Below are 14,279 nucleotides of genomic sequence, written 5' to 3'. Positions count from 1 at the left end.
TTATGTTTAGTCAACCATCTGCATATCTACACCGCATAGGCCGCAGATGATAATGATAAGTCCTACTACGATACGGTACCAGCCGAAAGCTGCAAAACCGTACTTGGTGACATAATTGATGAAAAACTTGATGGCGAGAATGGCAACGATGAATGCTACCACTGAGCCTAATATCAATGTGAACAGGTTGTTGCCCTGGGTGAGCAATGAGCCGCCGCCATGGCTGATGAGCTTATAAACCTCGAGACAGGTGGCGCCAAACATGGTTGGCACTGCCAGGAAGAATGAGAACTCGGCTGCTGCCTTGCGGGTAAGACGCTGGGACATACCACCCACGATGGTTGACATGGAGCGCGATACACCAGGAATCATCGCTATACACTGGATGAAACCGATAATCAGGGCACGCTTGTAAGTAAGCTTGGTCTGTTCGCTGCCTTTATTGAATATCTTATCGCAGAAGAGCATGAAAATACCGCCGATGACAAGCATCCAGCCCACCAGCTGTACATTGCCAAGGTTTGACTCGATGAAATCATTGAAGGCAAGACCCAATACCACGGCAGGCACGGTACCTACAACCAGACGGGCATAGAAATCGAACATCGCCTTCAAATAGGTCTTCTCACCGGTCTTCACAGCCTCTGGATAGAAGAATCTCTTCCAATACAGACAGATGACAGAAAGGATGGCGCCAAACTGGATGATGACAGTAAAGGCGTTGACAAACTTATCCTGGATATCTACACCCAGCAAATTTTCTGCTATAATCATGTGGCCCGTACTGGATACAGGCAAGAACTCGGTCAGTCCCTCTACGATAGAGATAATGATAGTCTGAATAAAATCCATCTAATAATAATATGTATATTAATTATAAATTATTCATTGTCTTTCGGCTTATGAATCACCGCATAGATGATTGAAAGGAAACCTATCAATGTTACGGTTGGTGCTACAACGATGCGACGGGTACTGAAAATATCAGTATCGAAGGTATGCTCGTTAGAACCGGCGCCACTCATCAGCAGAAAACCGATGATAATAATCGCCATTCCGATGCCTAACAAGATAAAGTTCATCTTGTCGAATGCTAAATTCTTCTTATCCATTTTTTTTAATGTTGAATGTTGAGTGTTGAATGTTGATAGCAAGATTGCTATAAACTATTAACTTTTAACTATTAACTAAATCTTATAAAGGTCTCCCGCCTTCATCTTCAGGAACTTATTGACTGAGATGCAGGCGCAGAAAGCGGTGATGATGATACCGAAGAGGAAGACGGATCCGCCGGTGATGGCAAGTTCCTGCCAACCCAAAACATTCATCAGTTCCGGTTCGTGGAGCGACCATGCATAGAGACAACCGCCCAGAAAACCATCTGCCAGCAGGGCTGAAACAACGCCCACAAGCATTGCCCTGCGCAGGAACGGACGGCGGATAAAGCCCCAGGATGCACCTACCAGCTTCATCGTATGGATGGAGAAACGGCGGGCATAGATGCCCAGACGCACCGTATTGTTAATCAGCGAGAACGAGATGAAGGTAAGCAAGGCGGCAACAATCAGCAATCCGATACTGATCTTTGCCAACGAATTGTTCACCTGTTCTATCAGGTCGTGCTGATAAGTAACCTCGGTAACACGCGGGAATGCCTTCAGTTCCTTAGTAATCCACTTCAATGAATCATTGTTCGCGTAATCAGCCTTCGTCGTAATCTCTATGGAAGGCTGGAAAGGGTTGACACCGGCAAACTCACTCGGGTTGGTACCCAAATCGCGGGTAGCTTCTTTCAGTGCCTCTTCCTTGGTGATATAAGTCAGCGTATTGACATAAGGTCTTGCATTCAGGCGTTTACACATCTGCAATCCCTCCGGGTTAGTCATATCCTGTTCGAGCATCACCTGTACCACGAGATTCTCCTTCACATAGGAAGAGAGATTGCGTCCCATGAGAACAGAGAAGATAACTAATCCCAACAAAATGAGCACCATAGCGGTACTGATACACAAAGTAATGACCTGCAATCCACGATGATTGCTAGGCTTATATTGTTTCTTTCTCATTTTTAAAAATCTTTACTAACTTAAAACCAAAAGGGCACAATGACCCAAATTGTCTGCAAAGATACGCATAAACGAAGAGATTACAAAATAAAATAGCATTTATTTACATTTATTCAATTAATTAATCGAACCACAGGCAAAAGTTAAGTTCAATTGAAAAAGGAAAAGGGCCAACCTCACGGCCAGCCCTTCACATAATAAGTAAAATTCAAATAGGTATGACTTGAATTTACTAAATGAAAATTTACTATTCGGGATGGTAAATCCCTTTATGCACATTCATTACATCTTAGTGATGACACCCTTCTCTGAACTCTCCAGGAACTGGATGATGTTCTGAATCTCCGGTCCATCTGGCACCTGATCCTTGATCTGGTTGATGGCATCGAAGAGGGATGTCTGACCATGGAATACCAGTCGGTAGGCATTCGCAATATGCTTGCGAACCTTCTCGGTAAGCTCGGCTGCTTCCATGATGATGGTGTTAGGACCTGCATACTTCACAGGCTTTCCACCGGCAATGATATAAGGAGGAATATCCTTAGAGAAGGTAGTACCTGCCTGAATCATCGCAAGGTCGCCTACTCGGGTCTTGGCGTTCTCTACTACAGATGTTGAGTAGATGACACCGTTACCAATCACGCAGTCGCCCGCAATCTTGGTACCATAACCGAATACGCAACCGTTGCCGATTACGGTATCGTGAGAGATATGGGCACCTTCCATCAGGAAGTTGTTGTTGCCCAGAACGGTCTTGCCGCCCTTATGGGTACCACGGTTGATAACCACGTTCTCACGGATGGTATTGTTATCGCCGATGACTACCTCACTCTCCTCACCTGTAAAGTGGAAGTCCTGTGGGAGCGCAGCGATAACGGCTGCCTGGAACACCTTATTATTATTACCCATGCGAGTACCGTTCATGATGCTCACGAATGGATAGATGGTACAGTTGTCGCCGATGACCACATCGTCCTCAATATAGGCGAATGGATATATCTTGCAGTTGTCTCCAATCTTAGCCTTTGGAGAAACCTCTGCCTTTGGACTTATTATACTAGCCATAACTATAAACTATTAATTATTAACTATAAACTACTTAGCTCCTCCACCCAATGCATAGTAGAGATTTACTACTGCCTGCATCTTGTTGAAGTCATCAGCTACCTTAGAAAGCTGTACGTTGAGGAGTGAAGACTGTGCCTGGATGATTTCAAGGTAAGAGCTGCCTGCAATACCCATCAATTCCTTGGTAGATTCAACATTCTTCTCGAGTACTTCTATTCGCTTCTGCTCTATCTTGCTCTTCTCATCAGAGTAGTTGTAGAGAACAAGCGCATTGCTCACCTCGCTACCAGCCTTCAGCACGGTATTCTGCCAGGTGTTGTAAGCCTGCTCATACTGCATCTTAGCCACCTTCAAACCGGCAATGATACGGCCGTTCTGGAAGATTGGCTGGGTAAGAGAACCTACTGCTGAGAGCAACCACTTACCTGGGTTCACGATACCTGCACCGCCTGAATTGGTAAATGCACCTGTACCGGAAATGGTGATAGATGGATAGAACTTGCTGCGGGCGGTCTCTATACCATAGAAGCACTGGGCCAGATTCATCTCGGCTGCGTGGACATCAGCACGGTTGTTGAGCAACTGGATGCCTACACCGGTTGAGAAATTAGACGGAAGACTCTGGTTATCCAACTTGCCACGGGCGATGCTATGTGCCTGGTCGCCGATGAGCAGACTCAGAGAGTTCTCTGTCTCACGAATCTGGCGCAACAGATCGGTCTTCTGGGTCAACACAGAATAGTAGTTAGACTCAGCTGACTGGATGGCTGGTGTACGGTAACCCAATCTGAGATCGTGCATCTTCTGCATAGTCTCCCAAGTATCCTTGGTCAATCCTTCCATATTGTTAACCAACTCCACCTGCTTGTCAAGCATCAACAGAGTATAATACATGTTGGCGATGTTGGCGATGAGGTTGGTCTTGACAGATACCTGATAATCCTGCAACTGGAGCAGAGCCATCTGGGCACTGCGCTTCTGAGAGAGCAGGTTGCCGAAGAGGTCTACCATCCAGCTGGCTGTAACAGGCATCGTGTAAGTTTTGGTGGCAGCATTGCCGTCCCAGGAAGCGATGGTTCCCTGAGGAGTGAAAGCCAGAGAAGGCACGAATGCCAACTTGGCACACTTCAACTGCTCTTCAGCCATCTTCACGTTCAAAGCCGCATTGAGCAGGTTGACATTGTTGTTCAATCCCTTCTCAATGATCGACTGGAGCTGAGGGTCGGTGAAGACGCTGCGCCAAGGAATATTGGCGAAGGTAGTAGTATCCTTTACAGCCAAAGTATCTGTATCAGAAGCTACATCGCGAACGATACCGCTGGTCTTCACATCCGGACGCTCATACTTTCCGTAGAGAGTCTTGCAGCTGCTCAGGGAGAGCGCTGCGAGACCCAATATGATGATATTTAAATTCTTTTTCATTGTTTCCTTTGAAGTTACATTGCGTTATTACTTCTTCTCGATACCCTTCATTTCGTGAGCGGCGTTGGCATACTGCTCCAATTCGGCAGCTACCTCCTCGTTCATCTCGTCCTCGAACTTCATTGGAGTCAACTTCTCCTGCAACCACTGGAAGACTGCGAAGAGAGCAGGAACCACGAAGATCTGACAGATAGTACCAATCAACATACCACCTACTGCGGCAGCACCCAGGGTCTGGTTACCATTCTTACCTACACCTGATGCGAACATCAGAGGCAACAGACCGATAACCATCGCCAGAGAGGTCATCAGGATAGGACGGAGACGGGCACCGGCACCCAGGATAGCTGAGTACTTGATGGCCATACCCGTACGACGACGCTCAAGGGCGAACTGTACGATAAGGATGGCGTTCTTTGCCAACAGACCGATCAACATAATCAACGAAATCTGCATGTAGATATCGTTAGAGTGGCCGAAGAGGTTGGTGAAGATGAACGAACCAGCCAAACCGAATGGGATAGACAACACTACAGACAAAGGCAAGATGTAACTCTCGTACTGGGCACTCAAGATCAGGTAAACGAATACGATACAGAGTGCGAAGATCAAACCTGTTGAGTTGCTTGATTCAGCCTCAGAACGGGTCAAACCAGAGTACTCATAGCCGTAGCCCTCCGGCAATGTCTCCTTGGCAACCTCAGCAATCGCCTTCATACCGTCACCGGTAGAGTAACCGGTGTTAGGAGTTACAGATACATCCATAGAGGTAAACAGGTTGAAACGTGTGATGTTAGATGGACCATAAATCTTCTTCAGAGTCACGAACTCGCTTACAGGAGACATGGTGCCATCAGCACAACGAACGTAAATCTTGCTCAGATCGTCTGGACGCATACGACTCTCAGGACCAGCCTGAATCATCACGCGGTAGAGCTTACCGTAGGCATTGAAGTTAGATGCGTAGAGACCACCGAGATAACCCTGCATCACAGATAATACTGAAGATGGAGAGATACCAGCCTGCTTGGTCTTGGCAACATCTACATCCACCATATACTGAGGATAGTTAGGGTTGTACTGAGTCTGAGCGGTCTGGATTTCAGGACGCTTGTTCAACTCAGCCAGGAACTTCTTCACATTGTCATAGAACTTGTTCAAGTCACCACCGGTCTTATCCTGCATGGTCATGGTGATACCATTCTGTACAGAGAAACCGGAAATCATAGGTGGAGCGAAGGCAAGAACCTGTGCATCCTTAATGGTAGCAGTCTGCTTGTAGATCATACCCAACACAGAAGTATATTCCATAGGGTTGACAAACAATGCCTCGATACCGCCACCGGTACAAGCCTCCTTGATACGGTGGAAGAATCCACCCGGACGCTCCTCGAATGGCTTCAGCTTCACGATGATGGTACCCTGGTTAGAACCGTCACCACCGATAAAGCTATAACCCATGATGGCGTTACGGGTTGCAATGGCTGGGTTGTTAGCCAGCATCTTATCTACCTGCTTTACCACCTCAGCTGTGCGTTCCTGAGAAGTACCAGGAGCTGTGGAGATACAAGCGAAGATAGTACCGGTATCCTCATCAGGCACCAGACCCGTCTTGGTAGTACCCATCAGGGCAACCAGACCTACGATGCTGACAGCCACGAGGCTACCAGCGACAATGCCGTGGTTGATAACCCACTTGACACCACCCTTATATTTATTGGTAATCTTCTCAAACTGATAGTTGAATCCTGCGTGGAATCGGTCGATGAAAGACATCTTCTTCTCGTGACCCTCCTCATGTGGCTTCAGCAATACGGCACAAAGTGCAGGAGACAAGGTCAACGCGTTGATAGCCGAAATAACGATAGATACTGCCATGGTTACACCGAACTCACGGTAGAAGTAACCGGAAGTACCACCGATGAATGATACAGGAACGAACACGGCAGACATCACCAATGTAATAGAGATGATGGCGCTGGAAATTTCGTTCATCGCATCGATAGATGCAGTAAGGGCACTCTTGTAACCCTGGTCGAGCTTGGCGTGAACCGCCTCGACCACCACAATGGCATCATCGACCACAATCGCAATAGCCAGCAGCAGGGCTGACAGCGTAAGCAGGTTGATGGAGAATCCGAAGATCCAGAGGAAGAGGAACGTACCGACCAGAGCCACAGGTACGGCAATCATAGGAATCAGCGTAGAACGGAAGTCCTGCAAGAAGATATACACTACGATGAACACCAGTACCAGAGTGATAATCAAGGTGAAGATTACCTCCTCGATAGATGCAAACAAGAACTCAGTAACATCCTGAAGGATGACATTCTTCAACCCTGGAGGATAACTCTTCTCCAGTTCATCCAACGTTTTCTTTACGTCGCTTGCAATCTGGGTAGCATTAGAACCTGCAATCTGCTGAACCATACCCATCACGGCAGGCTGACCATCATTGAGCAGGTTTACATTATACTGCAAACCACCCAACTCAATCTTGGCAACTTCACCCAGACGGAGCGTCTGACCGGAAGTATTGCTCTTGATGAGGATATTCTCATACTCCAATGGAGTCTTCAAACGACCCTTGTAACGCAAGGTATATTCATACTGCATATCAGAGCTCTCACCAAAGCTACCAGGGGCAGCCTCAATATTCTGCTCAGCCAATGCCTGAGAAATATCAGAAGGAATCAATCCAAACTCCTTCATCTTCTCCGGCTTCAACCAGATACGCATAGAGTAGTTACGGGTAGAAGGGCTCTGCACATCACCCACACCATTGATACGCTTCAACTGAGGAATGACGTTGATCAATGCGTAGTTGGTAACAAACTGGTCGTCATAACGGCCATCGTCTGTAGTCAGAGCGAACATGAGTACGTTGGAACTCTGTCGCTTGGTTACGGTGACACCCACCCTGGTAACCTCGGCAGGCAACAGAGACTGTGCCTGAGACACACGGTTCTGTACATTGACCGCAGCCATATTAGGGTCGGACCCCTGCTTGAAGTAAACGGTGATCTGAGCAAAACCAGAGTTAGACGCAGAAGAGGTCATATAGGTCATGTTCTCCACACCGTTGATATTCTCTTCCAGAGGAACAACGACTGAGTTCAGCACCGTCTGGGCATCTGCACCCGTATAGGTAGCAGTTACCGTGATGGTAGGCGGCGCGATATTCGGATACTGCTCGATAGGCAGCGATACCAAGCCGATGATACCCAGCAAGACGAAGAAGATGGAAACCACCGTCGAAAGTACCGGGCGCTTTATAAAGTTTGTAAATGACATAATTTACCTATTTTTCTTTATACCTTATTATATATTACTTCTTGCCGCTCATAGTAGTAGCGAAGGCATGAGCGTTATCCTGAGACTCAGCCAACTTGGCAGCCTCGGCAATCTTCTGATTGTAACGCTCCAAAGTGATAGGCTTAATCTGCTGACCATCGGTCAACTTGGTGATACCCTTCAATACGATACGATCGCCTACATGAAGACCTGCAGTTACGATATAGTTCTTGCCATCATCCTGTGGATTAACCTTGATCTCAGAATACTTCACCTTGTTATCCTTGGTTACGATATAAACGAAGATCTTATCCTGCACCTGAGAGCAGGCCTCCTGAGGGATGACGATAGCACTGTTATGATCGTTAGGAACCACGATAGCACCTGCACCACCACTCTTCAGCAACTTCTCTGGGTTAGCGAAGTGAGCAATGAGAGAGATAGAACCAGATGTAGCATCGATGACACCACTCATCTTAACCACCTTACCTGGATGATTATAGATAGAACCATCTGCCAACTGCAACTTAACAGCTGGGAATGCAGCAATGGCTGCCTGAACACTACCATTGGTCTTAGACATACTCAAAATCTGAGACTCAGGGAGTGAGAAGAATACCTCCATGGTACTGGTGTTGGAAACAGTGGTCAAAGCCTGACCAGAAGCGCTGACCAAAGCACCTACCTTGAAAGGAAGGCTACCTACAACACCTGCAGAAGGACTGGTAACGGTACACCAAGCCAACTGCTCGCGGGCTGAAGCCAGAGAAGCCTCTGCCTGAGCTACCTGAGCCTTAGCGGTTGCATAGCTGTTAGCTGCTGTAGAAAGTTCATATTCACCGATAATCTTGCTATCATACAACTTTTTGTTGTTCTGATAAGTCAACTTAGCTGTATTTGCCTGTGCCTTAGCTGTATTTACAGCGGCAGCAGCAGAACGGACAGCAGCCTGATAGGTCTCGCTATCAATAGAGAATAAAGCCTGACCTGCTGAAACAGTCTGTCCCTCGTGTACAAAAACCTTAGTGATAAAACCAGAAACCTTAGGACGTACCTCTACATCCTGGATACCCTTGATGGTAGCAGGATAGGTAGTCTGCAATGCGGCGCTGGAAGTACCGATAGTAGCCACAGCGAACTCATCGTCGCCGAAGTTAGGCAGACCGCCCTTCTTACTTCCACCACATGATGTCAACGCAGCAAGAACACAAACTGCTGCAACAAACAAAACGCTTTTAATTTTCATACCTATTTTTATATTATAAATTTATTATTTAATCTTTTATCTTCTCTTATTCAAAAGTTCTTTCCGTCCTCTAACGAAAACTTTTATGCGCCTTTAAGTTTTAAAAGCGCTGCAAAAGTACTAATAATAAATGAATAACGGCTCGCAAGGAGCCGTTATTTAACAAAAATTATTCTCTATTTTGAGTTTTCTGCATTTACCAATCCCATCTCCTGAGCCTTCTTCATCAGAAGCTCCATCAACGGTTCACGCTCATTAGCCACCTTATTATCCAATACAGCATCCTTGAGATACTGCTTCAGGGTGCCTACCTCGCGGCAAGGGGTAAGATGGAACATCTCCATAATCTCATTACCATCGATGCATGGCTGGAGAAGTCGCTTGTAATCACGTTCCTGCAAATCAACCAGTTTCTCGCGCACCATCTTGAAATTATCCAGAAAGCGCTGCTTGCGCACCTGGTTCTTGCTGGTGATATCAGCCTCGCAGAGCGTCATCAGGTCGTTGATGTCATCGCCGGCATCATTCAGCAGGCGGCGAACGGCACTGTCGGTAACCTCCTCATCAGCAATCACAATCGGACGCATGTGGAGTTCTACCAGTTTCTGCACATACTTCATCTTCGCATCCATCGGAAGTTTCATACGGCGGAAGATACCCGGAATCATTTTTGCACCTATTATATTATGACTGTGAAATGTCCAGCCGATATTGTTGTCCCAGCGCTTGCTCTTCGGTTTACCGATGTCGTGGAAGAGAGCAGCCCAGCGGAGCCAGAGGTTATCTGAATGCTTACACACATTCTCGAGCACCTCCATCGTATGGTCGTAATTATTCTTATGTGCCCTACCGTTACGGGTTTCCACCTTGTCCATCGCAACCAGTTCTGGCAGAATGAGATCGAGCAGACCTGTATCTTTCAGGTAATAGAAACCGCTGCTTGGGTGCTTGGAGAGCATAATCTTGTTCATCTCGTCGCAGATTCGCTCAGCACTGATAATCTTCAGGCGCTCGGCATTACGGGAGAGCGCATCATAGGTCTCCTCCTCTATCTGGAAATTGAGTTGGGTAGCAAAACGCACGCAACGCATCATACGCAGCGGGTCATCAGAAAAAGTGATATCCGGGTCGAGCGGAGTGGCAATAATGCCATCTTCCATATCGTAGACACCATCAAAAGGATCTACGAGTTCTCCAAAACGGTCTTTGTTCAGGCAGATAGCCATCGCATTGATGGTAAAGTCGCGGCGATTCTGGTCATCCTCCAGCGTTCCATCTTCCACAATAGGCTTTCTGGAATCGCGATGATAGCTCTCCTTACGGGCGCCAACAAACTCCACTTCTGTATCCTGATATTTCACTTGTGCTGTTCCGAAATTACGGAACACAGAGAGATGCGCCTTTCTCCCGAGCATCTTCTTCAAGGCAGAAGCTACCTCTATACCGCTACCAACCACAACGACATCAATATCATTGGAAGGTCGCTCCAGGAAGAGGTCACGCACATATCCACCTACTACATAACACTCCACAGACAGCCCATCTGCTGCCTCTGAAATCTTATGAAATATATCCTTATCCAGTATCTGTGCCAGTTCGGCATTGGTCAAATTTCTCATACTCTTTCTACTTTCGGGGTGCAAAGTTACTGCAAAATATGTAAAATACAAAATAAATATTTGGCTATTTCACAATAAATGTGTAATTTTGCACCGAATTTCGAAATTATTATGGCAGATTTATTGAAAACAGAACAGCAGTTTAAGAATGTCATGAGCGAATGCAGGACATTATTTGAGAAGAAGCTTCATGATTATGGAGCCTCTTGGAGAATCTTGCGCCCTTCTTCTCTGACAGACCAGCTCTATATCAAGGCGAAGCGCATCCGCTCGCTCGAAATCAAGAAAGAATCTTTGGTTGGCGAAGGTATCCGTCCGGAATTCATCGCCCTTATCAATTATGGTATCATAGGACTCATCCAGCTCGAAAAGCCTTTCGTGGATGAAGTGGATATGACACCCGAAGAGGCTATGAAATTATACGACCTCCATGCAAAGGAGGCGCTGGAACTGATGCTCAAGAAGAACCATGACTATGATGAGGCATGGCGCTCGATGAGAGTAAGCAGTTATACCGACTTCATACTGACCAAGATTCAGCGCGTGAAAGAAATTGAAGACATCGCCGGCGCTACCCTCGTTTCTGAAGGTATTGATGCCAACTATATGGACATCATCAACTATGCCGTCTTCGGTGCCATCAAAATGAGCGAGAAGTAAAAGAAATCAATGATGAAGAATAAGGCAACTCACATATTAACAAAGATAGCGGTTAACATCGGGCGACTGCTGATGGCAATAACCTTCATTTTCTCAGGATTTGTGAAGGGAATTGATCCATTAGGCACGCAATACAAGATAACCGACTATCTGGAGGCGCTGCACATCGACTGGATGTTCCCTTCATGGAGCACATTGCTGATGTCTATCGTGCTGGCTATGTTCGAGTTTGCCATCGGTATCTTCCTGCTCCTTGCCATCCGCAGAAAACTGGTCAGCAAGATTGCGCTGCTCGTGATGAGCGTGATGACGCTGATTACCCTGTGGATTGTCATCGCAGACCCAGTGAAAGATTGTGGCTGCTTCGGTGATGCCATCGTGCTCACCAACATGGAGACGTTCGTCAAGAACCTCATCCTCCTTGCCATCGCTATCCTACTCTGGAAGAAACCGCAGGAAATGCCACAGCTGGTATCTAAACCAACCCAGTGGATTGCCATCAACTACACCTTTCTCTTCTCTATCGTGATGAGTATCTGGAGTCTGTGGTATCTTCCGCAATTCGACTTCCGTCCTTATCATATAGGTGTCAACATCGCCAAGGGCATGGAGATACCGAAAGGAGCCAAGCAACCCAAGTTTGATACCACCTTCATCCTGGAGAAGAACGGAGAGCGGAAGGAGTTTACGATAGACAACTATCCCGACTCTACCTGGACCTTCATCGACAGCAAGACGGTTCAGACCGAAGAAGGTTACGTACCTCCAATCCACGACTTCAGCATAGCTGATGCCAAGACGGGAGAAGACATCACCCAGGAAGTAATTCACGATAAAGGCTACACCTTCCTCCTGGTTTCGCCACATCTTGAATTTGCCGACGACAGCAACTTCGGCAATATCGATGAAATTTACGAATATGCCAACGACCATGGCTACCGGTTTCTCTGCCTCACGGCAAGTACGGAGAAAGCCATCAAGCACTGGCAGGACATAACTGGAGCAGAATATCCCTTCTATGTCACAGACGAGACTACGCTGAAGACGGTAATCCGCAGCAACCCAGGTCTTCTTCTGCTGAAGGACGGAACCATCATCCGGAAATGGAGCCACAACGATTTGCCAGACATGGCAGAGATTGGTGACAAGCCACTGGAGAAGACCGAGATAGGCAAGATGCCGGAAGTAAGTGCCGCCAAGAAGATAGCCGGCATCATCTCCTGGTTCATCATTCCGCTGGTACTCCTCACCATTGCCGACCGGCTCTGGGCTTGGGGCGCCTGGATCAGAAAGAAAGAGAATTCGAACAGAATATTATCAACTTTTAAAAAGAAAAGAAAAATGAGAAAGAAAATTGTAGCAGGTAACTGGAAAATGAACATGAACCTGCAGGACGGTGTTGCTCTCGCTAAGGAAATTAACGAGGCATTGGTAGCAGACAAACCAAACTGCGACGTAGTAATCTGTACTCCATTCATCCACTTGGCTTCTGTAGCTCAGGTTTTGGATTCAGAGATTGTAGGTCTTGGTGCAGAGAACTGCGCAGACAAGGCTAAGGGTGCTTTCACAGGTGAGGTTTCAGCTGAGATGGTAAAGAGCACAGGTGCTCAGTATGTTATCCTCGGTCACTCAGAGCGTCGTCAGTACTATGGCGAGACAGCAGAGATTCTGAAGGAGAAGGTAGAGTTGGCTTTGGCTAACGGTTTGAAGGTTATCTTCTGCTGCGGTGAGACTCTTGAGGAGCGTGAGGCTGAGAAGCAGAACGAGGTAGTAAAGGCTGAGTTGGAAGGTTCAGTATTCCACTTGAGCGCTGACGCTTGGAAGAACATCATCCTTGCTTACGAGCCAATCTGGGCTATCGGTACAGGTAAGACTGCTACTTCTGACCAGGCTGAAGAGATGTTGGCATACATCCGCTCTATCGTAGCAGAAAAGTATGGCAACGAGGCTGCTGAGGATACATCAATCCTCTACGGTGGTAGCTGCAAGGCTAGCAACGCACCTGAGCTCTTCGCTAAGCCAAACATCGACGGTGGTTTGATCGGTGGTGCTTCTTTGAAGGCTGCTGACTTCAAGGGTATCATCGACGCTTGGAAGAAGTAATCTCATAAGGATATTACATTTCCCGAAGGGATGCCTTCTTCCTGAAGTGCATCCCTTCATTCTTCATTACACCTTATTATATAAATAGAGATAACTAAAAATAAGGTAACGTTTAAAAAACAAGACGACAAACATAAAAGGAATAGTCATGAAACAATTCGTCACATTATTGATTATGATCCTCTGCTCAACATTCACAGCTAATGCGCAGAACTACCTGGACCATCTCAAACAGAAGGAACCGGGAAAGGGTATTGTAACCGTGAACCAAAGTAAGGCGATTGATGAACTGGTAAACGGCAAACAAGTGATTCCACAAGACGACAAGACTAAGACTACCCCACAGAAAAAAGAAAAAGAGCCTGAAACTCAGCACAAGCAGGGTCCTGATTCCCTGAAGAAGACTGAGCCACAGCATCATGAGGCAACCCGAGAGAATGCCCACGTGAACAATGCCCAAAAGGCAGAGAACAAAAAAGAAGAAACAGAGACACCTGTAGTGGATATGCGCAAGAAAGTGATGCGCAAGAGCTATAAGGTTACAGGATATAGAGTACAGGCTTTTGCTGGCGGCAATTCGCGTAACGACCGCCTGAAAGCAGAACAGACTGGCAACCAGCTGAAAGTTCATTTCCCTGAGCAGCCGGTTTATGTTCATTTCTACTCTCCAAGATGGATTTGCCGAATGGGCAACTTCCGCAGTTTAGCTGAAGCCCAGAAGATGCTTGCCAAGGTTCGCTCCCTGGGATACAGACAGGCATGCCTTGTAAAGGGACAGATTACGGTACAGTACTAGTTAAT

General features: G+C 46.8%; 11 protein-coding genes. 3 read left to right on the top strand and 8 right to left on the bottom strand.

What is annotated here, in order from left to right:
* Positions 1-6: 6 nt before the first annotated feature.
* The 8 genes from NNC77_RS04435 to NNC77_RS04400 all read right to left on the bottom strand — a co-directional run bounded on the left by NNC77_RS04435 (position 7) and on the right by NNC77_RS04400 (position 10,715).
* A complete protein-coding gene (locus NNC77_RS04435) occupies positions 7-852 on the bottom strand; it encodes an undecaprenyl-diphosphate phosphatase (protein ID WP_118139305.1) in 846 nt (281 codons plus the stop codon).
* Between the two features lie 29 nt (positions 853-881).
* Entirely contained in the window at positions 882-1,112 is a 231-nt protein-coding gene (locus NNC77_RS04430; protein WP_006849068.1) for a DUF3098 domain-containing protein, read from the bottom strand.
* 75 nt (positions 1,113-1,187) lie between these two features.
* The gene (locus NNC77_RS04425; protein ID WP_254970135.1) at positions 1,188-2,066 is read right to left on the bottom strand and encodes a cell division protein FtsX; all 879 of its coding nucleotides are present in this window, start codon (positions 2,064-2,066) and stop codon (positions 1,188-1,190) included.
* A gap of 282 nt (positions 2,067-2,348) precedes the next feature.
* Positions 2,349-3,131 (bottom strand): acyl-ACP--UDP-N-acetylglucosamine O-acyltransferase, encoded by a 783-nt coding sequence (lpxA, locus tag NNC77_RS04420; RefSeq protein ID WP_118139306.1) that lies wholly within the window; start codon positions 3,129-3,131, stop codon positions 2,349-2,351.
* A 30-nt stretch (positions 3,132-3,161) separates the two neighbouring features.
* Entirely contained in the window at positions 3,162-4,556 is a 1,395-nt protein-coding gene (locus NNC77_RS04415; protein WP_254970137.1) for an efflux transporter outer membrane subunit, read from the bottom strand.
* Between the two features lie 27 nt (positions 4,557-4,583).
* Positions 4,584-7,850 carry an efflux RND transporter permease subunit gene (locus tag NNC77_RS04410; RefSeq protein WP_254970138.1) on the bottom strand — a complete coding sequence of 1,089 codons (3,267 nt, stop codon included), beginning with the start codon at positions 7,848-7,850 and terminating at the stop codon, positions 4,584-4,586.
* A gap of 34 nt (positions 7,851-7,884) precedes the next feature.
* Positions 7,885-9,096: an efflux RND transporter periplasmic adaptor subunit gene (locus tag NNC77_RS04405; RefSeq protein ID WP_254970139.1), complete on the bottom strand. Its 1,212-nt coding sequence runs from the start codon at positions 9,094-9,096 to the stop codon at positions 7,885-7,887.
* A 176-nt stretch (positions 9,097-9,272) separates the two neighbouring features.
* Positions 9,273-10,715 (bottom strand): CCA tRNA nucleotidyltransferase, encoded by a 1,443-nt coding sequence (locus NNC77_RS04400; protein WP_234563928.1) that lies wholly within the window; start codon positions 10,713-10,715, stop codon positions 9,273-9,275.
* A gap of 111 nt (positions 10,716-10,826) precedes the next feature.
* Here NNC77_RS04400 and NNC77_RS04395 point away from each other — a divergent pair, with 111 nt between their 5' ends.
* The 3 genes from NNC77_RS04395 (at position 10,827) to NNC77_RS04385 (ending at position 14,274) form a co-directional block, all read left to right on the top strand.
* A complete protein-coding gene (locus tag NNC77_RS04395) occupies positions 10,827-11,375 on the top strand; it encodes a DUF1599 domain-containing protein (protein ID WP_254970140.1) in 549 nt (182 codons plus the stop codon).
* A gap of 9 nt (positions 11,376-11,384) precedes the next feature.
* A complete protein-coding gene (locus NNC77_RS04390; protein WP_254970141.1) occupies positions 11,385-13,478 on the top strand; it encodes a BT_3928 family protein in 2,094 nt (697 codons plus the stop codon).
* A 148-nt stretch (positions 13,479-13,626) separates the two neighbouring features.
* Complete coding sequence (locus NNC77_RS04385; protein WP_254970142.1) at positions 13,627-14,274, top strand: SPOR domain-containing protein; 648 nt, start codon at positions 13,627-13,629, stop codon at positions 14,272-14,274.
* Positions 14,275-14,279: the final 5 nt, after the last annotated feature.

Origin of the sequence: Segatella copri (assembly GCF_024330485.1) — a bacterium.
GTDB classification, from domain to species: Bacteria; Bacteroidota; Bacteroidia; order Bacteroidales; family Bacteroidaceae; genus Prevotella; species Prevotella copri_L.
This window is presented reverse-complemented; position numbering and strand designations above follow the sequence as displayed.